At 72.0% G+C, this 25,260-nt stretch carries 19 protein-coding genes; 8 read left to right on the forward strand and 11 right to left on the reverse strand.

Going from position 1 to position 25,260, the window contains the following annotated elements; genetic code table 11:
- Positions 1-18 precede the first annotated feature (18 nt).
- Together FJ309_00685 and FJ309_00690 are read left to right on the forward strand one after the other, a co-directional pair.
- Complete coding sequence (locus tag FJ309_00685; protein MBM3953132.1) at positions 19-594, forward strand: DNA helicase UvrBC; 576 nt, start codon at positions 19-21, stop codon at positions 592-594.
- Positions 591-1,667, forward strand: a complete 1,077-nt coding sequence (locus FJ309_00690; protein ID MBM3953133.1) for a protein arginine kinase — start codon at positions 591-593, stop codon at positions 1,665-1,667. The genes FJ309_00685 and FJ309_00690 overlap by 4 nt, the downstream gene beginning before the upstream one ends.
- A 21-nt stretch (positions 1,668-1,688) precedes the next feature.
- On the opposite strand, the gene coaD is transcribed toward FJ309_00690, so the two are convergent.
- From coaD to cobA, 3 genes are all read right to left on the reverse strand, one after another.
- Complete coding sequence (coaD, locus tag FJ309_00695; protein ID MBM3953134.1) at positions 1,689-2,201, reverse strand: pantetheine-phosphate adenylyltransferase; 513 nt, start codon at positions 2,199-2,201, stop codon at positions 1,689-1,691.
- Positions 2,202-2,658: 457 nt separating this feature from the next.
- Positions 2,659-3,339 carry a hypothetical protein gene (locus FJ309_00700; GenBank protein ID MBM3953135.1) on the reverse strand — a complete coding sequence of 227 codons (681 nt, stop codon included), beginning with the start codon at positions 3,337-3,339 and terminating at the stop codon, positions 2,659-2,661.
- Between the two features lie 109 nt (positions 3,340-3,448).
- Positions 3,449-4,921, reverse strand: a complete 1,473-nt coding sequence (gene cobA, locus FJ309_00705; GenBank protein ID MBM3953136.1) for a uroporphyrinogen-III C-methyltransferase — start codon at positions 4,919-4,921, stop codon at positions 3,449-3,451.
- Positions 4,922-5,185: 264 nt separating this feature from the next.
- On the opposite strand from cobA, the gene FJ309_00710 reads away from it, so the two are divergent.
- Together FJ309_00710 and rpsT are read left to right on the forward strand one after the other, a co-directional pair.
- Complete coding sequence (locus tag FJ309_00710) at positions 5,186-6,577, forward strand: tetratricopeptide repeat protein (GenBank protein MBM3953137.1); 1,392 nt, start codon at positions 5,186-5,188, stop codon at positions 6,575-6,577.
- A gap of 54 nt (positions 6,578-6,631) precedes the next feature.
- Positions 6,632-6,967 (forward strand): 30S ribosomal protein S20, encoded by a 336-nt coding sequence (gene rpsT, locus FJ309_00715; GenBank protein ID MBM3953138.1) that lies wholly within the window; start codon positions 6,632-6,634, stop codon positions 6,965-6,967.
- Positions 6,968-6,992: 25 nt separating this feature from the next.
- Here rpsT and FJ309_00720 read toward each other — a convergent pair whose 3' ends face one another.
- The 5 genes from FJ309_00720 to FJ309_00740 are packed head-to-tail and all read right to left on the reverse strand — an operon-like array spanning position 6,993 to position 13,426.
- Entirely contained in the window at positions 6,993-7,895 is a 903-nt protein-coding gene (locus tag FJ309_00720; protein MBM3953139.1) for a dihydroorotate dehydrogenase electron transfer subunit, read from the reverse strand.
- Positions 7,885-9,084, reverse strand: coding sequence for an rRNA pseudouridine synthase (locus FJ309_00725; protein ID MBM3953140.1), 1,200 nt, complete (start codon positions 9,082-9,084; stop codon positions 7,885-7,887). Before FJ309_00725 ends, FJ309_00720 begins: the two co-directional genes overlap by 11 nt.
- Before the next feature lie 34 nt (positions 9,085-9,118).
- Entirely contained in the window at positions 9,119-10,504 is a 1,386-nt protein-coding gene (locus FJ309_00730; protein MBM3953141.1) for a DUF1501 domain-containing protein, read from the reverse strand.
- Positions 10,505-10,527: 23 nt separating this feature from the next.
- Entirely contained in the window at positions 10,528-13,230 is a 2,703-nt protein-coding gene (locus FJ309_00735) for a DUF1549 domain-containing protein (protein MBM3953142.1), read from the reverse strand.
- Positions 13,154-13,426 (reverse strand): hypothetical protein, encoded by a 273-nt coding sequence (locus FJ309_00740; protein MBM3953143.1) that lies wholly within the window; start codon positions 13,424-13,426, stop codon positions 13,154-13,156. Before FJ309_00740 ends, FJ309_00735 begins: the two co-directional genes overlap by 77 nt.
- A 549-nt stretch (positions 13,427-13,975) precedes the next feature.
- Here FJ309_00740 and FJ309_00745 point away from each other — a divergent pair.
- On the forward strand, positions 13,976-14,497 hold the full coding sequence (locus FJ309_00745) for a thiol peroxidase (GenBank protein MBM3953144.1): 522 nt from the start codon (positions 13,976-13,978) through the stop codon (positions 14,495-14,497).
- Positions 14,498-14,527: 30 nt separating this feature from the next.
- Here FJ309_00745 and alaS read toward each other — a convergent pair whose 3' ends face one another.
- The 3 genes from alaS to FJ309_00760 form a co-directional block, all read right to left on the reverse strand.
- Positions 14,528-17,134, reverse strand: coding sequence for an alanine--tRNA ligase (gene alaS, locus FJ309_00750; GenBank protein MBM3953145.1), 2,607 nt, complete (start codon positions 17,132-17,134; stop codon positions 14,528-14,530).
- 200 nt (positions 17,135-17,334) lie between these two features.
- Positions 17,335-18,477 (reverse strand): recombinase RecA, encoded by a 1,143-nt coding sequence (gene recA, locus FJ309_00755; protein ID MBM3953146.1) that lies wholly within the window; start codon positions 18,475-18,477, stop codon positions 17,335-17,337.
- Between the two features lie 523 nt (positions 18,478-19,000).
- On the reverse strand, positions 19,001-19,903 hold the full coding sequence (locus FJ309_00760; GenBank protein MBM3953147.1) for a sugar kinase: 903 nt from the start codon (positions 19,901-19,903) through the stop codon (positions 19,001-19,003).
- A gap of 240 nt (positions 19,904-20,143) precedes the next feature.
- On the opposite strand from FJ309_00760, the gene FJ309_00765 reads away from it, so the two are divergent.
- The 3 genes from FJ309_00765 to FJ309_00775 all read left to right on the forward strand — a co-directional run bounded on the left by FJ309_00765 (position 20,144) and on the right by FJ309_00775 (position 25,251).
- Positions 20,144-22,312, forward strand: coding sequence for a 3-hydroxyacyl-CoA dehydrogenase (locus FJ309_00765; protein MBM3953148.1), 2,169 nt, complete (start codon positions 20,144-20,146; stop codon positions 22,310-22,312).
- A 66-nt stretch (positions 22,313-22,378) separates the two neighbouring features.
- On the forward strand, positions 22,379-23,536 hold the full coding sequence (locus FJ309_00770; protein MBM3953149.1) for an acetyl-CoA C-acyltransferase: 1,158 nt from the start codon (positions 22,379-22,381) through the stop codon (positions 23,534-23,536).
- Between the two features lie 17 nt (positions 23,537-23,553).
- Positions 23,554-25,251, forward strand: a complete 1,698-nt coding sequence (locus FJ309_00775) for a long-chain fatty acid--CoA ligase (GenBank protein ID MBM3953150.1) — start codon at positions 23,554-23,556, stop codon at positions 25,249-25,251.
- The last annotated feature ends 9 nt before the right edge of the window (positions 25,252-25,260 follow it).

The raw sequence follows: 25,260 nt of genomic DNA on the forward strand, positions 1-25,260 counted from the left end.
CGCCGTGGAGTTCCGGCGATGAAATGCCAGCAGTGCGACGCGCAGGCGGTGTTCCACATCACGGAGCTGGAGGGGGGTGCGGTGCGCGAGATCCACCTCTGCGACGACCACGCCCGGGTGTACCTCAACCAGGCCGAATCCGGGGGCGGCGCCGAGACGCCCAAGGGAGGCGGTTTGGTCGGCCCGCTCGGCGTCGGGCAGACCGCCGCCGAACTGTCCCAACTCGACCAACGCGCCTGCCCGATGTGCGGCATCACGTTCTTCGAGTTCCGCAACCAGGGGCGGCTCGGCTGCCCCCACGACTACGTCGAGTTCGAGCGCGAACTCGAGCCGCTGATCGCCAACATCCACGGGGCGACCGAGCACACCGGCCGCCGGCCGAGCCGACTCCCGGTCTCCCCCGCGGGCGGAACCGGGCAAGCGCTGCCGGAGGACACCGCGGAACTGACCGCCGCCATCGGCCTGCGCCGGTCGCTCAAGGAGGCGATCGCCGCCGAACGCTACGAAGACGCCCGCGAGCACCGCGACGCGATCCGCGCGCTCGAGGAGCGCTGGCTCGCACCGCGACGGAAAGCCGAAGACACGCCGTCATGAAACTCGACACTCTCACCGACTCGGTCGGCGAATGGCTTCGCGGCACCGGTCCGGAATCGGACATCGTGATGAGCAGCCGCGTGCGGCTGGCGCGCAACGTCGCCCACTTCCCGTTCGTCAGCCGGGCCTCGGCCCAGGACCGCGCGGACGTCGAGCGCCTGCTCCGCGAGCGGATCGCGCGGGTGCCGCTCGGACGGGGGCTCGAGTATTTCGACGTCGGCCGCCTCGAGGAGGTCGATCGCCGGTTTCTCGTCGAGCGACAGCTGATCAGCCGCGAGCACGCCGAGGCCGCCGGGGCCCGCGGGGTCGCGATCGACGACCGTGAGCAGGTCAGCCTGATGATCAACGAAGAGGATCATCTCCGCATCCAGTGCCTCCACAGCGGCCTCGATCTCCACGGCGCCTGGGAGCAGATCCGGGCGGTCGACGACGAGATCGAGCGGGTCGTGCCGTACGCCTTCCACTCGCGGTTCGGCTACCTCACCGCCTGCCCGACCAACGTCGGCACCGGGATCCGCGTCAGCGTCATGCTCCACCTGCCGGCGCTGGTGATCACGCGGCAGATCGACAAGGTGTTCCGCAGCCTGCAGAAGATCTCGCTGGCGGTCCGCGGCCTGTACGGGGAGGGCTCGCAGGCGCTCGGCGACTTCTACCAGATTTCCAACCAGACGACGCTCGGCCGCACCGAGGAGGAGCTCCTCCAGCAGGTCGGCGACGTCGTCCCGGTGGTCATCGAATACGAGCGCCGCGCCCGCGAGTTCCTCGTCCGCGAGACACAGCAGAACGTCCACGACCAAGTCAGCCGGGCATACGGGATCCTCCGCACGGCGCAGACGATCAAGGTCGAGGAGGCGATGCAGCTGCTGTCGAGGGTCCGGATGGGAGTCCTCCTCGGGCTGATCGGCGACGTCGACGTGGCCGACATCAATTCGTTGCTCGTCCGCACGCAGCCGGCCCACCTGCAGAAACTGCGCGGCATCCAACTCGAGGGGAGCGACGAGCGGATCGAACGCGCCCGCTACCTGCGCCAGCATTTCGACGCCGGTCCGGGCGGCGCTGGCCGGCTCAACTGACCGCCCGACCGGCGCCGCCCTTCAGCGGGCGGGCGCCGGAAGCTTGCTCCGCAGGGCGCGGACCACCGGCAGCGGCACGAACCGGGCCAGCGCCCGGTCGTCTGCCAACGGCGTGATCTGCTTGAGCAGCGACGACGAGACGTGGGAATACTCGGCGGCCGACATCAGAAACACCGTCTCGATTTCCGGATCGAGTTTGCGGTTGGCCAGCGTCATCGTGAACTCGGCCTCCATGTCGCTCAGCGAGCGGACGCCGCGGAGCAGCACCGTCGCCCCCTGCTCGCGGACGAAGACCACCGCCAGCCCGGAAAACGGGGCCGCGCGGACGTTGGCCAGGTGTGCGGTCGCCGCCTCGACCAGCGCCACCCGCTCGTCGCTGGCGAACAGCGGGTGTTTGTCGGGGTTGATGCCGACGCCGACCACGACCGAGCCGAAGATCCGGCTCGCCCGCTCGATGACGTCGAGGTGGCCGAGCGTGACGGGGTCGAACGACCCGGTGTAGACCGCCGTTTGGGCTGAGGCGGGGTGTGCCATCGGTGCCTCGGTGTGGGGGGAGGGGTGGAGCGGTTCGGAGGGGTCGTGCGGCCGGTGCCGGGACGGCATTTTCCCCGCCGGTGCCCGGAGCGGTGGATGGCGCTCCCCCGGCTGTCGATTATGGTAGTAGGCCTTCCCAACCCCCGGCGGTGGCCGATCGCGGAGCAGGTGCCCGGTGACGAAAATGCTGCCTCTGACCGGGATGGTCGTCTCGGGACTGGTCGGGATCCTGTTCCTCGCGGACCTCGCGGCGGGGTTTCCCTTCCGCCGGGTGAGTGTCGGCCTCGACATCGGGTTCGTGATCGCCAGTCTGATCCTCGCCTACCTCAGCTGGTCGGTGGTAGAGAAGAGCCGTCCCTGAGCCGTGAGCGCGGTGGCCGCGCGAGCGCCCTTGCTGCCGACAGCCTCCACGTGGGTGGCCGGTGCGCCGAGCGTGGTGTGTCCCCGGCGGTTCGTGTCAGGCGGCGCGGAGCACCGAGCCGGCCGCGGCAGTGCCGGAGGCGGCCACCAATCCGGGCAGGGCCCCGAGGCTCGCGGTCGTCGCCACCCCCGCCTCGACCCACCGTGCGACGCGGTCGATCGTCGCCGTCGGCTCGACGGCCGGCCCGGCACCGAGCACGGTGAGACAGCCGGGCACCGGTCGGACCGTCGCGGTGCGCCCCGTGAAGCGCGTCAACCACCCGCGCGACGGTGCCGTGAGCGCCACTTCCCACAGGCCCCACGACAGGCTGCGGCACGCCCAGCCCGCCGGAGCCGGGCGCCGCGATCCGCGCGCCGCGTCGTCGAACCTGTCGACGCACACCGTGCGGATCCCGTGATCGCGGAGCAGCTCGCGGTGGACGAGCATCCGCCCGTCACCGACGACCAGCGTGTCGATGCCGGGAAGCAGCCGGATCGTCCGCTCGACCCGGTCGCGGAGGGCCGCCCGCGACTCCCACCACCCGGGGTCGTCGGCCACCGCCCGGATCGGGGCCGCGCTGCCCGCCATCGCGGCGAGGCCGTCGAGGCGTGCGGCCCATGTGACAAGGACCCCGCGGCGGCGCGCGGCGGCGTCGATCGCGACGAGGTGCTCGGCGGTCGTGCCGGCAGCGACCACGTGGGACAGCACGACGGTCGACCGATCGGACGCGGTGGGCATGTGACGCGGTTCCCAGCGACCGGGGACCCTGCGCCCCCTCCTTGTCAGCTATCGGCGTCCCCCCATCCGGCCTTCACGGTCGTCCGGCGCCCCCGCACGGCCCGCAGATTCATTCCGCCCGACCGTCGGCGGCGGCGATCGCCCCGACCAGCGCGGCGGCGGTCGGCCGCAACGCTTCCGCATCCGGCTCCACCCCCAGCCGGCGCAGCGCCGCCGACGTCACCGGGCTGATACTCGCCACCCGCCAGCGACGGATGCCGTCGCCGAACAACCGGCAGGCCGCCTCGGCGATCCGGCCGCTGGTGACCGTGATCCAGTCGATCGCCGTGGCGTCGAGGGCCGCCCGCGCCCCGGGGGGGAGCGATTCGAGCGGTCGGCTCGTGTAGGCGGCCACTTCATCGACGTGATGCCCGGCGGCACGGAGGCCCGTCGCGAGGACGTCGCGGCCGGCATCGGCCCGGACGAGCAGGAACCGCCCGCGGTGCGCCGCGTCCGCGAGGAGGTCGACGAGCCCCTCCGACCGCTCGAGCTCGGGCACGGCGTCGCACACCAGCCCGGCCGTCGCCAGGGCCCGCGCCGTCGCGCCGCCGATCGCGGCGAGGCGGGCGGTGCCCAGCGCGCGGCCGTCGCGCGACAGGGCGCGGAGCCGGCCGGCGAAGGCATCGACGCCGTTGGCGCTGGCGAAGACGATCCAGTCGTAGCGGTCGGCGGCGTCGATCGCGCGATCGAGTGCGGCGCCGTCGGGGGGTGGGCCGATCGTGACCAGCGGGAGGAGGTGGGGGGTGGCGCCCGCCGCTTCCAGCGCGCGGACGAGGTCGTCGGTCTGCCCGCGCGGTCGCGTGACGAGGACCGTCCGCCCCGTGAGCGGACCGGAACAACGCGGCGCCGAAGCGCCCGGCGCGAGGCCGACGAGGGCGACCGTCGGGGGTGGGCAGTCGGCGGTCGCCGCGGCGCTGGCGCAGGCCGCGAGGTTCGATCTGACGATCCGCTGGTCGGGCCAGCCGCAGTGGCTGACGAGGGTCACCGGCGTGTCGGGATCCCGGCCGGCGGCGACCAGGGCGCCGGCCCAGGCCCGGACCTGCTCGACCCCCATGTAGACCGCCAGCGTCCCCGGCACGCGCGCAAGGGCGCCGAAGTCGACGCGGTCCTCGGTGCCGGCGGCGCCGTGGCCGGTCACGAGCGTCAGGCTCGACGACCCCTGACGGCTGGTGAGCGCTGCCCCGGCGGCGGCGGCCGCTGCCAGCGCGGCGGTGACGCCAGGCACGATTTCCCAGTGGATGCCCGCCGCGTCGAGCGGGGCGATCTCCTCGGTGAGCCGCGCGAACACGCCCGGGTCGCCCCCCTTGAGACGCACGACCCGCCGCCCGCTCGTGGCCAGCCTGGCGAGCAAGTCACCCGTCGCCGTCCCGGAGTCGGCGCCGTGGCCGTCGCCGCGCGGGGCGGCGATGCAGCGCTCCACGGCTCCGGTGCGGGTCAGCAGGCTCGGGGGCACCAGCGCGTCGTGGACGATCACGTCGGCACGCTCGAGGCAGTCGAGGGCGCGGAGCGTGAGCAGGTCGGGGCTCCCCGGGCCGGCGCCCACGAACCACACCCGCCCCGGCGGCGAACGGCCGAGAGAGGGGGTGGCGTCACCAGAAAAGGAGGCGGACACGATCGCTCGTCACGGGGAAGCCGGAGGGAGCGAGGATTGAGGCTCCACACCCGGACCACTACACTCTACCGCTTCCGCCGCCCGGCCGGCGGCGCCGTGCGGCGGGCCGACGGGACGGCCGCGGGGCGGCGGGGCCACCGGCAGCCGGCACCCCGTTCCGGGTGGTGTTTCCCTCGCAGCAGCATCACGGGCAGCATGGCCGCCAACGAGCCGGACCAGCCATCGCCGCTGTCGCCATCGGAGCGTTCTCGGCTCCAGCAGAGCTTCCAACGCGGCACGCAGAACGCCGCGGCCAACGCCGACTACGCGGCGGAGATGTTTGCCAACTGCGTCGTCGGCGATCCCGCCAGCGCGATCTACCTCCAGAGCCTGCTCGGCGTGCTCCGCAAGAAGCATCCGCCGAAGAAAGGGGGCGGCCTGACGTCGTTTCTCGGCAGCGGCAGCAAGGTGGGGGGCCTGAAGAAGCCGGCGGCCGCCGGGCAGTGGCGCGAGGTGATCCGCCTCGGCGTCGAGATCCTCAAGGGCAATCCCTACGACGTCCCGGCGCTACTGGCGATGGCCGATGCCTGCGGGCAGCTCGGCCATCAGGAGACCCGCGGGGTCTACCTCCGCTCGGCCCTCGATGCTGCTCCGACCGACATCGATGTCAATCGCCAGTGCGCCAAGTTCGCCGCCGAGATGGGCAACTTCGACCAGGCGATCGCCTGCTGGGTGCGGGTCTCGTCGCTCAAGGGGATGGCCGAGGAGGCGGAGCGCGAGATCGCCCGGCTCCAGGTCGAGAAGACGATCTCCGCCGGCGGCGGGCTGACGGGGCGCGTGGCGCCGAAGGCGGCGGCACCGGCGGCGGGGGGCGCGGAGCCCGACCGGGCGACGGTCCTCCGCAAGACGATCGCGGCGAAGCCGACCGACACCGAGGCCGCCTACGAACTGGCCGACCTCCTCGAGCAGGCCAACGACACCGCCGAGGCCGAGAAGGTCCTGGAGCGGGCGCTGGCCGCGAGCGGTGGCGACATCAAGGTCCGCGAGCACCTCGAGGATCGCCAGATCCGTTGGTCACGGCAGCACGTCGCGGTCGCCGAGAAGCGCGCGGCGTCCGACCCGGCGGCTCAGGGCACGCTCGATCAGCTCCGCCAGGCGCATGCCAAGCTCGAGGTCGAGGTGTTCTCGGCGCGGTCGTCGCGCTACCCGGAGAACACCGCCATCCGCTACGAGCTCGGGCTGCGGCTCAAGGCGGCCCGCAACGTCCCCGAGGCGATCAAGCAGTTCCAGGACGTGCTCCAAAACGACGCCCGGCGCAAGGGGGTCGTGGCGCTCGAGCTCGGCGAGTGCTTCCAGTCGATCCGCCAATACGACCTGGCGATGCGCAACTACGCCATCGCCCTCGACGCCCTCACCGACAGGGAACAGGAACAGCGGAAGCGGGCGCTGTACCGGGCCGGGGTCCTCGCGGCCGGGATGGGGGATCCCGACGCCGCCCGCAAGCACCTCTCGACCCTCGCCGGCATCGATTTCGGCTACCGCGACGTGGCCCAGCGGCTGGACAAGTTGAGCTCGGTGAAGGATAAAGGTGGGCCCCCGACATCCTGACGGCGGTCTGCGCCGTCCGTCGTCCCGCAGGTTTCGTCCAGCGAAAGAACCACGATGCCCCATTCGGCCAGCGCCAAAAAACGCCTTCGCCAGAACGTCGTCCGCCGCGAGCGGAACCGGGCGACCAAGTCCGAGATCAAGACCCATGTCCGCCGCCTGCTCGAGCAGCTGCTCGCCGGCGACGTGGCGGGAGCGCGGGAGCAGTTCCGGCTCGTCGCCAAGAAGGCCGACCGGGCCGCGGCAGGCCGCACGATCCACCCCAACCGGGCCGCGCGGATCAAGTCGCGCCTCTCGGCCCGGATCCTCGCCGTCACTCGCGGCGCCGGCACCGGGACCGTGGCCAAGACGGCAGCCAAGGGGTCGAAGGCGAAGAAGCCCGCCAAGGGCTGATCCGCCATTCCCCGGCCGGGGCTGATCACCCCTGCCCCGGCTCCCAGACGACGGCGGCCGCGTCGAACACCGGCCCCTCGATGCACGTCCGGCGGTAGTCCCAGCCACCGTCCGGATCGCGGATCGGCGCCACGCAGGTGAAGCAGATCCCGACGCCGCAGGCCATCGGCGTTTCCAGCGACACGGTGCACCCGATGGCGCGGGCCGCCGACCACCGCGCCACGGCGTGCATCATCGGCTCCGGTCCGCAGCAGGCCACGTGCCCGGGCTCGGGGCCGCCGTCGAAGAGGCGGTCGAGCAGATCGACGACGGTGCCCCGCAGCCCTGCCGACCCGTCGAGCGTCGCGAGGTGGACCTCGATGCCGGCGCGGCGGAAGTCGTCGGCATCGGCGAGGAATCCCGCCGACCGCGCCCCCCAGCAGAGCGTCACCCGGGACGCACCCCGCGCCCGTGCGGCGCGGCCGAGCGCCAACAGGGCCGTCTGCCCGATGCCGCCGGCGACGAGCACCAGGTGGCCGACGGCGGGGACACGGCTGAAGCCGTTGCCCAGCGGCCCCCAGACGTGGAGCTCTGCACCCGGAGCGAGTGTCGTCAGGGCGCTGGTGAACTTGCCGTGGACGAGGTACAGGAAGTCGACGTAGCGGCGCCCTGCCCCGTCGCCCCGCGGATCGACGGCGTCGGGGCTATCGTAGGTTTCGTAGACGGCCAGGGGCCGGGCCAGGAGGGGATCGAGTCGGCCGGCGATCCGCAGCATCGCGAACTGCCCGGGCCGGGCCGTGGCCGCGAGCGCCGGCCAGTCGAGGCGCAGCCGGAACGTGCCGGTACCGACCTGACGGTGGGCAACGATCGGCACCCGTTCCACGCGGGCGCCGTCGGCATAGCAGGCAACGCCTTCCTTCCCGGCGACGGCGGAGCGGTCACTCGGCACGCGGCTTCCTCCACGACGACGCCTTCCCGGGGCGGCGCCGGCGCCTCACTCCCGCTCCTCCCGGTCCCGGGCCACCCGGGGGCAGCCCCTGCGGCGGGCCGGGGCGGCGCTCGGCCAGGCCGCGATCGCCCGGCCCCGCTCCCGGGCGACCGGGACGGCGCGGCGCACCGGTCGGGCGGCCGGCGGGCCTGGGGGGCAATTGTCCGTCGTCGCGCCGCGGGCGGCCGCCGCGGCCGGGCCCGCGCCCGCGGGGAGCGGGGGGAGGCCGCCGCCCCGGGCCGTCCCCGGCCTGCGCCAGGGCGTCGCGTCGCAACGCCTCGACCTCGGCGCCGGACAATCGCCGCGACTGACCCGGCAGGAGATCGCCGAGCGACAGCCCGCCGACGGCGACCCGCTTGAGCTGGTGGACCTTGTGGCCGAGGCGGGCGAGCATCCGGCGGATCTCGCGGTTCTTCCCCTCGTCGAGGACCATCTCGAGCACCGCGCTCTGCTTGTGCTGCGAGCGGAGGAAGACGTGCTGGGCGCGGGCCATCCCCTCGGCGAGCCCGACGCCGCGGCGGAGCTGGTCGAGCGTCTCCGGGGTCGGCACGCCGGCGACCTGGACGAGATACCGTTTCTCGACGCCGTAGCGCGGGTGGGCGAGGAGGTTGGCCAGCTCGCCGTCGTTGGTCACGAGGATCAGGCCCTCGCTCATCCGATCGAGCCGGCCGACGGCGAACAGCCGCTGCTCGCCCGGCACGAGGTCGACGACGCGCGGCCTCCCGGACGGATCGAAATTGGTGGTCACCACGCCGACCGGCTTGTAGACGGCGTAGACGCTGCGGCGCGGATCGGGCAGACGCTCGCCGTCGACTCGGATCTCCTGACGGACCGGATCGACGCGCGTGCCGAGGACGGCGACCACCTTGCGGTCGACTTCGACGCGCCCCGAGGTGATCAACTCCTCGCAGGCCCGCCGGCTGCCGATCCCGGCGGCGGCGAGCACTTTCTGGAGCCGCTCCCCAGGTTGCTCGCCGTGGGGCGGGCGACGCCCCCGGCCGGCCGGGGGCACCACGCCGGGCGACGGCGGCCGCGGGGGGCGGCGGGAGGTGATCCGGGACGGTTGTTCGGGGCGGCGGGGCTCGGGGGCCACGGGAGATTCCAGGATGGCGGCGGACGGCACCGGCAACGCCGGCGAAACAGCGATCATACACCGCCAACTGCCACCGGCAGCGGTCCTGGTCTCAGCCGAGGATCCCCGTCACCACCGTGCCCTTGGTATCGGTCAGCCGCATCTCGCGCCCGGCGTGGGTGAACGTGAGCCGCGTGTGGTCGAGGCCGAGGAGGTGGAGGATCGTGGCGTGCCAGTCGTGGATCGGCACCGGATCGACCACCGCCTCGAGGCCGAACTCGTCGGTGGCACCGTGGGCATGGCCCCCCTTGACCCCGCCGCCGGCGAACCAGGTCGTGAACCCGAGATGGTTGTGGTCGCGCCCGTCCTCCACCTGGGCATAGGGGGTGCGGCCGAACTCCCCGCCCCAGATCACCAGCGTGTCGGCGAGCAGGCCGCGCGACGCGAGGTCGGTGAGGAGGCCGGCGATCGGAGCATCGACCGCCCGGGCGTGCTCGGCGTGATCCTCGCGGAGGTTGCGGTGCTGGTCCCAGCCGCCGTGGCAGACCTCGACGAACCGGACCCCTGCCTCGAGAAGGCGCCGCGCCATCAGGCACTGCCGGCCGAAATCTTCGGTGGCGTCGTCGCCGATGCCGTAGAGGCGCTGCGTTTCCTCGGTCTCGCGTGCCAGGTCGAGGGCCTCGGGAAGCGCGTCCTGCATCCGGAACGCGAGCTCGTGCGACGCGATCAGACCGTCGACCGCGGCGGCGTCGGCCGCGCCGTCGAGCGACCGGCGGTTGAGCGCCTGGACGAACTCCAGCTGCCGCCGCTGCTCCGAGCGGCCGAGGAACGGATGGGCGAGGTTGCTCACCCGGGCGTCGGCGACCCGGGCCCGGCCGCCGCCGATCCGGGTCCCCTGGTGGCGGGCGGGGAGAAAGGCGCTGCCGTAATTGGCCGGACCGCCGTTGGCAGGTGGCGGACTGATCGTGACGAACCCGGGGAGGTTGTCGTTCTCGCTGCCCAGGCCGTAGGTGACCCACGCCCCGAGCGACGGCCGCACGGCGTTGCTCATGCCGGTGTGCATCTGGAGGAACGCCGGCGGGTGGTTGGGCACGTCGGTCTTCATGCTGTTGACCAGGCACAGCGTGTCGGCGTGCGCCGCGATCTGCGGGAACAGCTCGGAGATCCACAGGCCGCTGTCGCCGCGCTGGCGGAATTCCCACGCCGGCGGGAGCAGCCGGCCCCCCGGCACCCGGCCGCGGCCGATCGGCGCGCCGGCCCGCCGCACGAGCTCCGGCTTGTGGTCGAAGCTGTCGACGTGCGACGGGCCGCCGTCCATGCAGAGGAAGAGGACGCGTGTGGCCCGCGGCGTGAAATGCGGTGCCCGCACAGACGCCCCCCCGGCCGCGGCGCCGGCGAGGGCACGAAACGCGACGAGGCCGAAGCCGGCGGCCGTCGTCGCCAGCCAGTCGCGCCGCGAAGGGAGCGGGAATCCGGGAGCAACGAGCTGGGTTGTCATGGCGGACCTCGGGGATGAGCGGATCAGTTCCGCGCCAGGAACTCCTGGCTGGCCCACAGGGCCTGGCACAGCGCCGCCCACCCCGCGCGCGGAGCGCGGTGATCGGCCACGAACGCCAGCGCCGCCTCGATCTCGGCGCTGTCGGGACGGCGGCCGAACGCCGCCAGGTAGGCCAGCTCGACGCGGGCCGCGTCGCCGGGGGCACGGGCCGTGAGGCGGTCGGCGGCGGTCGCCGCGGCCTCGAGGACGACGCGGTTGTTCATCAGGTAGAGCGACTGGGCCGGGACCGTGGTCTCCGAGCGCTGGCCGGTGACGCCCGTGCCGGCCGGGAGGTCGAACAGCGCCAGCGACTCCGGCGGCGTGCCACGGAGCATCGGCAGGTAGACGGCGCGGACGGGGAGCACCTCGTCGGCGGGACGGCGGCGGAGGAACGCCGGCTGGAAAGCGGGCCCGTCCCCCTGCCGGGCCACCGTCGATCCGACCGGGCGCTCGAGCCGCAGCAGCCCGGCGGTGAACAGGATCCCGTCGCGGATCGCCTCGGCGTCGAGGCGCCGCGGCGTCATCCGCCAGCGCAGTGCGTTGTCGGGATCGACGGCGAACGCCTCCTCCGACGTGGCGGTGGACAGGGCATAGGCGTGCGTCGTCATCAGGCGTTTCACCAGGCGCTTCACCGACCACCCGTCGGCGACGAAGCCCGCGGCGAGGTGGTCGAGGAGCTCGGGATGCGACGGCGCCTCGCCAGCCCGGCCGAAGTTGTCGGGGGTGTTCACCAGCCCCCGGCCGAAGAGATGGAGCCAGACCCGGTTGACGATCACGCGCGGCGTGAGCGGGTTTGTGGCCGAGGCGATCCACTCGGCGAGCTCGAGCCGGCCGCTGCCGTCGAGGCGCCCGGGGGTCGGCCCCGCCCACGCCGGCAGCCCGCGCGGGACGACGACCCCGGGCTTCTCGACGTCGCCGCGGAGGAACAGCTCCGAGTCGCGCGGCTGCGGCCGGTCGAGGACGCAGGCGACGAATTGCCGTGGCGTACCGTCGGGCTGGAAGGACGCCAGCCGCGTCCGCACCAGCGTCAGTTGCGTGCGGTTGCGGATGATCGCGGGGTTTCCCGCCGCTCCCCGGTCGGCGGTGAGCGTGCGGAATTCCTCCTCGAGCCGCTCCACCTGCGCCTCGAGCTGGGCGCGCTGCCGCGGGTCGAGCGGCTCGACGCCGTCGGGTTGCCCGGCCGAGCGGGGGATTTCGACGATGTCGGCGGGATTGGCGTTTTGGACGAGGCGGATCGTGCCGTAGCGCGTGTCGGTGCTGCGGAAGATTCCCGCCAGGGCGTAGTAGTCGCGCTGCGTGACGGGGTCGTATTTGTGGTCGTGGCAGCGCGCGCAGGAGATCGTCAGCCCGAGGAACGCCTGGCCGACGGTGTCGATTTGCTCGTCGACAAGGTCCATCGTGAACCGCAGCCGGTTCCGTTCGACGTGCGACTTCGGCCCGAGGGCGAGGAACCCGGTCGCCGCCAGCAACTCGGCGCGGTCGCGGTCATCGGGGGCGACGAAGAAATCGCCGGCGATCTGCTCGCGGATGAACCGGTCGAACGGCATGTCGGCGTCGAACGCCGCGATCACGTAGTCGCGGTAGCGCCAGGCATGGGGGTAGGTGAAATCGGTCTCCTTGCCGCTGCTCTCGCCGTAGCGGGCGACGTCGAGCCAGTGGCGACCCCAGCGCTCGCCGTAGCGCGGGGAGGCGAGCAACCGGTCGATCGTGCTCTCGAGGCGCGCCCGCGACGGGTCGGCGAGGAACGCCTCGACCTCGGCCGGCTCGGGGGGCAGACCGGTGAGGTCGAGGTGGACGCGCCGCAGCAGCGTTGCGGGAGTCGCGTCGGCGACCGGACGGAGCCCCCGCGCCTCGAGACGCTCGAGCACGAACCGGTCGACGTCGCTCCACGCCCAGTCGCCGTTGGCCACCGCCGGCACGGCCGCGCAGCGCACCGGTTGGAACGCCCAGTGCGTCGCCAGGGCCTCACGGGGATCGGCGCGGGGCACGTCGCCAGCCGGCATCGGCAGGCCGCGGCCGATCCACTCGGCCACCAGTGCGACGCTCGGCTCGGGCAGCGGTCCGCCATGGCCGCGCGGCGGCATGACGTCGGGGTCGGTCGAGCGGAGCACGGCGAGGAGCCGGCTCGCCTCGGGGTTTCGCGGATCGACCACCACCCCGCCGTCGCCACCGGCCAGGAGGGCCTCGCGGTCGTCGACGCGGAGGCCGGAACGGATGTCGGCGGCTCCGGCCGAATGGCACTCGTGGCAGTGGGCCACCAGCAGCGGACGGATCTGCTTCTCGAAGAAGGCAATGTCGTCGGAGGAAAACGCCGGGTCGGTCGTCTCGCCAGCACACGCATGGGCGACGAAGATCGCAAGACCGGCGGCCACCGCCAGCCCTCGGGGCCACCGCGTTGTGGGCGACCGCCCTTGATCCATCGCGCGCTGCACGGCATCCCCCTCCGATGGCTCCGGCCAGCGCCGCCCCGCGGTCAGCCGCCAGCACCCGCTGATGATACCGGCGCTGGACCGGCAGGCTCCCGGGCCGAGGTGGCTCGGCCCCCCCTGTTGAACGACCGGTGGCGGGCACGGTTTCGCCGGCCTGGCTCGGAGCGGTGAATCGGGCCGGTCAGCGGACCGGCGACCACCACCGCGAACGGCGGACCTCGGGAACCGGCTCGATGAAGTCGCGGGGCCGGCTGCCATCCATCAGCGGCATCCGGAACGAATACGGCCCGATGTCGTTCTGCAGATAGGGATCGAACCGGACCGCCTTCCGCTGCTGGTTGCGGACCGGACCGGGATCGAGCCACTTCGGCCGGCCGAGCGACGCGCACCCCCCTGCCCCGACGAGGCCGAGGCAGACAAGCGCCAGCGGAAGACGGCAGCGCGACACGGTCATGGCGGGGATCCCGGGGAACGAGGGTCGGGACTGTAGTCCCCGCGCCCGGTCGCCTGAAGCCCGATTCTCCCGCTCCTCCGGCAAGCTGCGGGGAGTGGGCAGGGGCACGGCGCCGCCCGCCGCGCGACCACCGCCTCCGGCCGGCGGAGCGGTCAGGACGCGGCAAACCCCTCGAGGATCCGGCCGATGCTGAAGCAGCAGACCGCGGCGACGAGCATCACCAGCATCTGCCCGAGGCTGATGCGGTGGTTGAGCTCGAGGATGATCGCGATCATCGGCAGCCCCAGCCCGAACAACTGCCCCGCCTTGCTGATCGCCCGGATCACGTCGCATCCTCCCGCGAAGGCCCCCACTGTAGCAGCCTCCCGGAGCGGTCTGTCGTCCACCCTCCCCCGGGGACGAGACAACCGCCGTCGCCGCGGTGGCCTGCAGCGGGCAGCGGGGTTTCCGAACCGCCGCGGTCAGGCCCCGGGCGCGGCCGCGCTTGCCCAACGGCCGCAGCCGGCCATACTGCCGCGGTCGAAAACCATCACTCCCGGAGACACTCGCATGGGGCGGCACGGTGCGGTCACGTTCAAAGGCAATCCCCTGACACTCGTCGGCGACGAATTGGCCGTCGGGAGTCCCGCCCCCGATTTCTCGCTGGCCAGCTACGGCCCGGCCGGGATGCAGCAGGTCCGCAAGGCCGACCTCCTCGGCAAGCCCTCGATCATCTCGGTCGTTCCGTCGCTCGACACGCCGGTCTGCCAGACGCAAACCAAGTCGTTCAACCAGCGCCTCGGCTCCCACGGCGACAGGATCAACGCCCTGACCGTGAGCCTCGACCTGCCGTTCGCGATGAACCGCTTCTGCGGCGCCGAGAACATCACCGCCCTGAAGACCGGCAGCGACTACATGGACCGCTCGTTCGGGACCCGCTACGGCGTCCTCATCGACGAGCTCAAGATCCTCGCCCGGGCCGTGTTCGTGCTCGACGCCCAGGGCGTCGTCCGCTACGCGCAGGTCGTCAAGGAAGTGGCGTCGGAGCCCGATTACGACGCGGCCTTGGCGGCGCTCCACAAGCTGCTCTGAGCCCGCCCGTTTCCACGACGACAGTGGCGCTCAGGCGTCGAGCATCTTGGCGATCGTCTCCCGCGCGGCGGCCAGTGCCTCGGGGAGACGATCGCCGAGCTTACCGCCGGCCTGCGCGAGGTCGGCGCGGCCGCCCCCCTTGCCGCCGACGAGCGCCGCGGGGTCGCGGATCCACGTCCCCGCCGACAGGCCGCGGGCCTCGAGCTCGCGGCTGATCCCGGCGACGAGCGTGACCTTGTCGTCGGCCCGCGACCCGAGCAGCACGGCGATCGGGCTCGCCTTGCGCCGCAGCAGGTCGATGCACTCGCGCATCGCCGCCGCGTCGGCCCCCCGGGCATCGGCGACGACGACCTTCGTGCCGCCATGGTCGGTGGCGCCGGCGAGCAGCTGGTCGACCGACAGGTTCGCGGCCGGGGTCGCCCCCTTGCGGCGCGCTTCCTTCAGCTCCTTGGCCATCGTCGCCAGGCGCGTCGCCAGCTCCCCCGCCGGCACCTTGAGCGCCGCGGCGGCGTCGTGCAGCGAGCGCTCGGCGTCGCGGAACCGGCCGAGGGCCCGTTGCCCGGTGACGGCGCTGATCCGCCGCGTACCGGCCGACACGCTCTCCTCGGCCACGATCCGCACCAGGCCGATCTGGCCGGTGCTCGACACGTGCGTCCCGCCGCACAGCTCCCGGCTCACCCCTTCCATCGACACCATCCGGACGACGTCGGGGTATTTCTCGCCGAACAGCATCATCGCCCCGGCGTGCCGCGCCTCGGCGAGCGGGATCAGCCTCGCCGACACCGGCACCGCCGCGAGGACGTTGTCGTTGACCATCGTCTCGATCGCCTCGAGCGTTGCCGCGTCGATCGAGCCGCCGTGGGAGAAGTCGAAGCGGAGCAGGTCGGCATCGACCTTCGAGCCCTGCTGCACGGCATGCGGGCCGAGGTGGTGCTGGAGCGCGGCATGGATGAGGTGGGTGGCCGAATGGGCACGGCGCAGGGCCGCTCGCCGGGCACTGTCGACGCGGGCATCGACGGTTTGGCCGAGGTCGAGCCGTCCGGCGGCGAGGCTGCCCACGTGGAGCACGAAGCCCCCTTCGCGGAGCGTGTCGTGGACCTCGAACGCCCCCCCCGGCCACTCGAGCCGGCCGGTGTCGCCGACCTGGCCTCCCGACTCGCCGTAGAACGGCGTCCGGTCGAGGACCACGGTCACCCGCGCGCCGCCGCCGTCGGAGAGCGAGTCACAGAGCCGGTCCTGGGCGATGATCCCGATCACCTTCCCTTCGGCCCGCTCCGTCTCGTAGCCGAGAAACTCCGTCCCGTGCATCGCCTTCTTGAGCGAGTCGAGCGGCCCCGAGGTGAACACCTCGACGCGCACGCCGGCCCCCGAGCGCTGGCCGTGCCCCTCCATCGCCTCGCGGAACCCGCTCCAGTCGAAGGCGCAGTTGCGCTCCGCGGCGAGCGTCTCGAGCAGCTCCGGTGGAAAGCCGTAGGTGGTGTAGAGCTCGGCAGCGTCCGACCCCTTCACCAGCGCCGACCCCGACCGCTCGATCGCCGCGAACAGCTTGTCGATCCGCTGCAGGCCGCCGTCGATCGTCGCCAGGAACGACTCCTCCTCGCGCTTGATCACCCCCGCCACGCGCTCGACCGTGTCCGAGAGGTCCGGGTAGGGGCGGCGCATCAGCGAGGCCACCGTGCCGGGCAGCGTGTGGAGGAACGGCTCCTTCATCCCCATCTGCCGGCCGTCGAGGACCGCCCGGCGGAGGAGCCGCTTGACGACGTATTTCTCCTCGTTGTTCCCCGGGAGCACGTTCTCATGGATCGCGAACGTGCAGGCGCGGACGTGATCGGCGATCCGCCGCATCCGCCGGCCGTCGTCGTCGCCCGCCACGTACGGCCGGTGGCAGGTCTCGGCGACCGCCTCGACCAGCGGCCGGAGGATGTCGATGTGGAAGTTGCTGTCGACCCCCTGGAGCATCGCCGCGGTCCGCTCGAGGCCCATCCCGGTGTCGATGTTGCGGCTGGGAAGGGGGCGGAGGTTGTCGGGGGGCGCTCCGACCCGGTTGAACTGCGTGAACACGAGATTCCAGATCTCGACGTCGCTGCCGTCGGGCATCCGGTAGAAGATCTCGCTGCACGGCCCGCAGACGCCGTCGGGCCCCTGGGTGGGCGCCCCGGCGGGCCAGAAATTGTCGTCTTCCCCCATCCGCGTGATCTTCGTCGCCGGCAGGCCGATCTCGTGGGACCAGATCCGGTAGGCCTCGTCGTCGTCCTGGTAGACCGTGACCGAGAGCTGCTCCGGCGCGATCGAGAGCCAGTTGCGCGCCGTCACGAACTCCCACGCCCAGTGGATCGCCTCGCGCTTGAAGTAGTCGCCGAAGCTGAAGTTGCCGAGCATCTCGAAGAAGGTGTGGTGCCGCGGCGTCCGGCCGACGGTGTCGATGTCACCCGTCCGGAGGCACTTCTGGCAGGTCGTCGCGCGGGTGAAGTCGAGCTTGCACTTGCCGAGGAAATGGTCCTTGAATTGGTTCATCCCCGCCGGCGTGAACAGCACCGAGGGATCCCAGCGCGGCACGAGCACGTCGCTCGGCCGGCGCACGCACCCCTTCGACTCGAAAAACGCCAGATAGGCTTCGCGCAGTTCATCGGCCTTCATGTCGCGATCGGCTCCCGAAAGACTCGCCGCGGCGGGGATCCGCCCGCGGCGGCGACACTATACACGGCTCCCCCGGATGGGCTCATGCCCCGCCGAGCAGCCCCCTGAAAAGCCACCGCCCACACGCGGCTGCTTGGGTCAGCCACGCGTGGGCGGTGAACAGAAGGAATCGTCGGGCTGGCGGCGCGGCGCCGGCGGCGTCATTCGTCGTCGCTCGTGGCGGCGGCCTCTCCCTCGACGGCGATCACCGCATCCTTGTTGGCGAGGATCCGGCTGCGGATCTCTTCGGCCACGGCCGGGTTTTCGCGGAGGAAGAGCCGCGCCTTTTCGCGGCCCTGACCGAGGTGGGTCTCACCGAACCGCAGCCACGTGCCGGTCTTGTCGACCAGCTTGCCGGCGATCGCCAGATCGAGCAGGTCCCCCTCCACGCTGATGCCGTCGGCGTGCATCATGTCGAATTCGGCGACGCGGAACGGCGGAGCGACCTTGTTTTTCACCACCTTGATCCGCACGCGCTGGCCGACCACGTCTTCGCCATCCTTGAGCGTGCCGATGCGGCGGACATCGATCCGGCACGACGAATAGAACTTCAGCGCCCGGCCACCCGGCGTGGTCTCCGGGCTGCCGAACATCACCCCGATCTTCTCGCGGATCTGGTTGATGAAGATCACGCACGTCTTGCTCTTGGCGATCGCGCCGGTCAGCTTCCGCATGGTCTGGCTCATGAGCCGGGCCTGGAGGCCGACGAACGAATCGCCGATCTCGCCATCGAGCTCCTTCTGCGGCACCAGCGCCGCCACCGAGTCGACGACGATGATGTCGACCGCGTTGGACTTGATCAGCATCTCGGCGATGTGCATCGCCTCTTCACCGCTGGTCGGCTGGCTGACGAGCAACTTCTCCAGCGAGATTCCCAGCTTCTTCGCCCAGCTCGGGTCGAGGGCGTGCTCGGCGTCGATGAAGGCGGCGATCCCGCCGGCCCGCTGGGCGCTGGTGATGGCATGGAGGGCGAGCGTCGTCTTGCCGCTCGACTCCGGGCCGAAGACCTCGATGATCCGGCCGCGTGGCAGCCCCTTGCCGCCGAGGGCCAGATCGACCGACAGGCTGCCGGTCGAGATTCCCTCGATCGGCGCCGCCACGTCGCTCCCCAGCGCCATGATCGAGCCGGCCCCGAACTCCTTCTCGATCTGGGCCAGCGTGTTGCGCAGCGCCGGATTGTCGTCGAGAAACGAGGGGGCCGGCTTGGCGGCTCCCCGCCGGCCTGCCTTGTCGCTGCCGTCGCGTGAATTCTTTTCTTTGGCCATCCGTCCGTTGACTCCCGCGGTCGCGATTCCCGACACCATGGCAACTGCCTCCACCGTTTCCCGGCTCGTCGTCGGGGTGGCTGCACTGCCACCATGAATCGAGCGATTCGCCCCGGAACCGTATACTGAATACCTGTATAGTATCGGGGTTCTGCGGGAAAGGCAAGAGGAAATCGGTCGGTTTTGCCGACACCGCCGCCGGCTTACGGTCGCTGGGCGGAGCGCAGTGCCGGGGCAGCGGTATTTGGCCATGGGTTCGGGGCTGCCCACGCCCCGTCGCCGGACGCTCGCGTCGGCCTTCCGGGCCTCCCGCTCGCTCGGATGTCGACTTCGCTTCGCCATCCATGGCTGCGCTCGTCGACATACGCCGGCTCTCGGGGCATGGGCAGCCCCTCCACGCCAGTGGCGAGCAATTCCAAGGCGGCGTCTGCCCCGGTGCTGCCGCCGGCGGCGGCGGCCACGGTCGCCCGGAGGTGCGACCGCCGCGGGCGAGGGAACCCTTGGCGTTCCCTCCGCTCGCGTAAGCCCGCCGGGGCCATGGATGGCCCGGCGGGCGCTATCTTCAAAAGCTCAGCATCTGCCGGTATTCGGCGAGGCGGGTATCGAGGTGCCGGCGGTCGATCCCCTGGAGACGGTCGAGGCTGAAGTCTTCGACCGTAAAACTCGCCGTCACCACGCCGTAGGCGAGGGCTTCCTTGAGGGCCTGAGGGTCGAAGCGGTTGAGCGCCGCCAGATGGCCCATCATCCCGCCGGCGAAGCTGTCGCCGGCGCCGGTCGGGTCGACGACGTGCGGGGTCGGGTAGGCGGGCATGACGTACATCTCGTGCTCGCTGAAGAACATCGCCCCGTGCTCCCCCTTCTTGATGACGACGAACTTCGGCCCCATCGCGCGCACCGCATGGCCGGCGCGGACGAGGTTCTCGTCTTCGGCGAGGAGCTTCGCCTCGGAGTCGTTGAGCACCAGGCCGTCGATCCTCCGGAGGAGCGTCGCCAGTTCGTCGCGCTGGATGTTGATCCACAGGTCCATCGTGTCGGCGACGGTGAGCACCGCCCCGGGCACCTGGTCGAGGACGGAGAGCTGCGTCGTCGGCGAGGCATTGCCGAGAAACACGAACTTGCTGTCGCGGTGGGCCGCCGCGAGCTTCGGCTTGAACTCGCCGAACACGTTGAGGTGGACCTCGAGTGTCTCGCGGTCGTTCATGTTGGGCAGGTAGCGGCCGCGCCAGCGGAAGGTTTTCCCGCCGGCGATCGTCTCGATCCCGGTGGTGTCGATCCCCTGCTCCTCGAGGAACCGTGTGTGCCGGACCGGCCAGTCGTCTCCCACGGTTCCGATCATCTTCACCGGCGTGAAGAACCGGGCGGCGTACGAGAAGAAAACCGCCGAGCCGCCGAGGACGTCGTCGCGCCGGTCGGTGGGGGTTTCGACGCAGTCGAGGGCGACGCTTCCGACGACGAGCAACGGCATGACGGTGCAAACTCCCTGCGGTGACGGCCGGCGACGTTCGTGATCGCCGGCGAACGGCCCCGGCGTGGGGGCGTCGGACACGGGGATGGTATCGGTGGTGGCGCGGCCCCGTCCACTGCCGCGTCCCCCTGTCGGCCGTCGGCGTGACTGGTATCCTTCGTCGCGGGGGTGAGGAGGTCCTGTTCGTCCGGCCGGTGCCGGAGCGATGTCCGGATCGTGCCGTTCCGGGGAGACCAACCGATGGGAAGCCAGCCGCTGGCGGGTACCGGATGGGGCCGCACGGTGCGGTTCGAAGAGCTGCCTGGCCAGATCGGCCTGGTCACGCTCGACGCCCCCGACAAGAAGGTCAACACGCTCGGCCGCGCCGTCCTCGGCGAGCTCGGAGCGCTCGTCGCCGCGCTCGCCACGCGCCCCGACTTCCACGGGCTGCTCGTCGCCAGCGGCAAGCCGGGGCAATTCATCGCCGGTGCCGATCTCACCGAGCTCGCCGGCCTCGCCCATGCCGACCGCGACGCCGTCGCCGCGACCGTCGACGCCGGCCATGCCCTGTTCACCGCCTGGTCGAAGCTTCCGTTCCCCACCGTCGCCCTCATCGACGGCGCCTGTATGGGGGGCGGCACGGAGCTGGTGCTGTCGCTCGACGAACGGCTGATGTCGCGCGCGCCCCACACGAGCGTGGCGCTGCCCGAGGTGAAGATCGGCCTCCTTCCCGCCTGGGGCGGCACGCAGCGCCTCCCGCGCCTCGTCGGCCTCAACTACGCCATCGAGATGATCACCTCCGGCGAGTCGGTCGATCCTGCCAAGGCGGTGGCGATCGGCCTGGCGTTCGACGCCGTTCCCGCCGACCGCCTCCTCGACGAGGGGCGGCGGCTGATCGGGATCCTCCGCGAGGGCGATCGGTGGAAGCACCGGCGGACCGAGCGCACCGGGCCGATCGCCATCTCCACCGACGAGCTGCGCTTCACCGGCGCCGTCGCCGAAGGCGCCGTGATGGGAAAGACGAAGGGGCAATACCCGGCGCCGGTGGCGGCGCTGCGGGCCGTCCTCGGCGGCTGCACGCGGCCGCTCGCCGACGGGCTCGCCGTCGAGCGCAAGGCCGCCCTCGACATCATGGGGTCGCCGATCGCCGGCAACCTCATCGGCCTGTTCTTTGCCCGCCAGAAGCTCGCCCGCGACCCCGGCGTGGCCGACGCGGCGATCCAGCCCCGGCCAGTCGGTGCGGTGGGAGTGGTCGGCGCCGGCCAGATGGGGGCGGGGATCGCCGCCGCCCACGCGCGGAGCGGGATTCCAGCATCGCTGGTCGACGTCGATGCCGGCCGCGTCGCCGAGGGCATCGGGCGCGTGCGGCAGGTGGTCGAAAGCCGGATCGCGATCGGCCGCGCCACTCCGGCGCAGCTCGCCGACATGCTGTCGCTCGTGTCGGCGGGGACGAACTGGAACCTCCTCGCGGAGGCCGACGTCGTCGTCGAGGCGGTCACGGAGAACGAGAAGCTCAAGTCGGAGATCTTCCGCGGCCTCGCCGGCCGCCTCAAACCGGGGGCGATCCTCGCCTCCAACACCTCGACGATCTCGATCTCGCGGATGGCGGCCCACGCCGAGGCGCCGGAGCGCTTCGTGGGGATGCACTTCTTCCATCCCGTCGACCGGATGGAACTGGTCGAGGTGATCCGCGGCGACCGCACCGACGACGAGACCGTGGCCACGGTCGTGGCGCTCGCCAAGCGGATCCGCAAGACCCCGATCGTCGTCAAGGACTGCGCCGGGTTCCTCGTCAATCGCCTGCTGTTTCCCTACATGAACGAGGCCCTCGTCCTCCTCCTCGAAGGCGTCGAGCCCGACGCCCTCGACGCCGCCGCCGAGCGCTTCGGGATGCCGATGGGTCCGATCGCGTTGCAGGACCTCGTCGGCCTCGATACGAGCCTGTATGCCGGCAAGGTGATGGCGGCCGCCTATCCCGGCCGTGCCGAGGTGCCGGCAGTGCTCGACAGCCTGGTCGCGCGCGGCCGGCTCGGGAAGAAGAGCGGCGCCGGCTTCCGGCGCTTCACCGGCAAAAAGGGGCGCCCGGAAAACGACCCCGAACTGGCCGCGATCGTCGCCCCGCTGCGCGTCGCGCCGCGCGGGCCGCACACCCCCGAGGCGATCACCGACCGGCTGTTCCTCCCGATGCTCATGGAGGCCACGCGGGCCCTCGAGGAGGGGATCGTGCGCGACCCTGTCGACGTCGACATGGGGCTGATCCTCGGGATCGGCTTTCCGCCGGCGCGCGGCGGGATCCTGCGCTGGTGCGACACCGAGGGGATCGACAAGGTCGCCGCGCGCGTCGCCGCCCTCCACGAGTGCGGCGGCCGGTTCGAGCCGTCGGCGCTGTTTTCCGACATGGCCCGTCGCGGCGCGCGGTTCCGTGGCTGACCATCGCGGTCCTGTCGTGCCTGATTCTCACCCGTTCACCCGACCATTTTCCCGAGGAGTCGCCCCGTGCCCCACGCCGTCGTCATCGATGCCGTCCGCACGCCCGTCGGCCGCGCCGCCGCCGACACCGGCTGCTACCGCGACGTCCGCGCCGAGGATCTCGCCGCCGGCGTGATCGCCGGCCTCGTCGAGCGGACCCGGATCGACCCGGCCCTCGTCGAAGACGTGCGCCTCGGCTGCGTGCAGCAGCAGGGGGAGCAGGGCTTCGACATCGCCCGGATCGCGGCCCTCGTCGCCGGCCTGCCGGTCGAGACCGGTGGCGTGACGATCAATCGCAACTGCGGCTCGTCACTCCAGGCGATCAACGATGCCGCCGCGTCGGTCGGCGCCGGCCACGAATCGCTGGTCATCGCCGGCGGGGTCGAGCACATGGACCACGTGCCGATGAACAAGGGCTACGACCCCTGCCCTGCCCTCCTTCGCCGCCACGGCGAAGGGGTGATGCACATGGGGCTGACGGCCGAATACCTCGCCGCCAAGTACCGGATCGGCCGCCAGCGCCAGGATGCCTTCGCCCTCCGCAGCCACCTCGCCGCCGCCGCCGCCACCGACTCCGGCCAGTTTGCCGCCGAGATCCTTCCCACCTGGGGGCGCGATGCCGCCGGCCGCAAGGTGCTCGTCGGCGAAGACCAGTGCATCCGTCGTGACACGTCGCCCGAGGCCCTCGCCGCGCTCCCCCCGGCATTCAACCCCGCCGGCGGTAGCGTGACGGCCGGCAACAGCTCGCCGGTCAACGTCGGCGCCGCGGCGCTGCTGGTGACCAGCGACACCCGCGCCGCCGAGCTGGGCCTCGCGCCGATCGCCCGGATCCGCGCCGTCGCCGTCGCTGGCGTCGAGCCGTGCGAGATGGGGATCGGCCCGGTGCCGGCGATCCACAAGCTCCTCGCCCGCGCCGGTGTGAAGCTCGACGAGGTCGGAGCGATCGAGATCAACGAAGCGTTCGCGGTCCAGGTACTCTCCTGCCTGCAGTTGCTCGGCATCGACGAGTCGCGCGTCAACACGCGCGGCGGTGCGATCGCCATCGGCCATCCTCTCGGCGCCAGCGGCGCCCGGATCGCGACCACGCTCCTCCACCGGATGCGCGCGGAGAAAGCCGGCCTCGGGATCGCGGCGATGTGCATCGGTCAGGGACAGGGGGTGGCGACGCTGTTCGAGGCGCTCTGAGCGGGGAGGAGAAGACGATGGAACATCCCTCGATTCCCGTCGCCCACCGGGCGGTGGCCGATCGCCACGCGGGGAAGCCCGCGCTCCGCTGGAAGGAACACGGCCGCTGGCGCGAGATCTCGTGGCGCGAGTACCGCGCCGCCGCCGACGCGGCCGCCGCCGGTCTGGTCGCCCTTGGAATTGCCCCCGGCGATCGGGTCGCGATCCTCGCCGAGAACCGCCCCGAGTGGCTCGTGGCCGACATCGCGATCCTCTCGGCCGGGGCGATCGACGTGCCGCTCCATGCCACGCTCGCCGCCGAGCAGGTCGGCTTCCAACTCGCCCACTCCGGCGCCCGCGCCGCGATCGTCAGCACCCCGGCTCAGGCGGCGAAGATCGCCGCGGTCGTCGACACGCTGCCCGACCTCGAATGGGTCGTCGTCATCGATCCCGGCGCCGGTCCGCTCGCCGGCAAGCAGGTCATGTCGTGGGCCGGCCTCTGCCAGCGCGGCCGGCTCTCCGCGGCCGACTGGCGCGCGGCCGTGATCGCGCGCGAGCGGGCGATCACGCGCTCCGACCTGGCGACGATCATCTACACCAGCGGTACGACCGGCATCTCGAAGGGGGTGATGCTGACCCACGGGAATCTTCTCTCCAACGCCGAGGCCGCCCTCTCGATCGCCGGCCGCAAGCCCGACGACACGACCCTCGCCTGGCTGCCCTTGAGCCACATCTACGCCCGCACCTGCGACCACACGATGACGATGCTCCACGCCGAGACCGTGGCGTTTGCCGAGTCGCAGGAACGGCTGGTGGCCAACATCGGCGAGACCTGGCCCCACTGGATGAACGGCGTTCCGCGGTTTTACGAGAAGCTCTGGTCGGCGCTCGCGGCACTCGAGCCGGCGGCCCGGGCGCAGCGCCTCCGTCTTGTCGCCGGTCCGCGGCTCCGCGAATTCGGCGCCGGCGGCGCCGCCCTGCCGGTGGCGATCGCCGAGGGGTTCGCGGCGGCGGGGATCCCGATCCTCCAGGGCTACGGTCTCACGGAAACCTCCCCGATCATTTCGTTCAACACCCCCGACTCCAATCGCAACGGCACCGTCGGCCGCCCGCTGCCCGGCGTGGAGGTTCGGATCGCCGCCGACGGCGAGATCCTCACCCGCGGCCCGCACGTGATGCGGGGCTACTGGAAAGACGATGCCTCGACGCATCTTGTCCTCGACGCCGACGGCTGGTTTGCCACCGGCGACGTCGGCGCGCTCGATGCCGACGGTTACCTGCGGATCACCGACCGCAAGAAAGACCTGATCGTGACCGCCGGCGGCAAGAACGTCGCCCCGACGGCGCTCGAGGCCCTGCTCGTGGCCGATCCCTGGATCGACCAGGCGGTGGTGTTCGGCGAGGGGCGGCCGTTCGTGGGGGCGCTGCTCGTGCCGGCCCTCGACCAGCTTCGAGCGAAGGCCGAGCAGCTCGGCTGCGGGTTCGACGTCGAGGGGGAACGGATCGTGACGCCGGCGCTGGTCGAGTTCATCGCCGAGCGGGTCAATCTGGCGATGCGGGTGGTCGGGCAGCCGGAGCGCGTGCGCGCGTTCGTAGTGCTGTCGCGGCCCCTCGACTTCGCCCGCCAAGAGATGACGACCACGCTCAAGATCCGCCGCGCGTTCGTCCTCGAGCGCTTCCGCGACCTGGTCGACGGCGTGTATGCTTCGACACCGGCCGACCCGACGGGGGTCTGATTCGGCAAG

Source organism: Planctomycetota bacterium, from assembly GCA_016872555.1.
GTDB lineage: Bacteria > Planctomycetota > Planctomycetia > Pirellulales > UBA1268 > F1-20-MAGs016.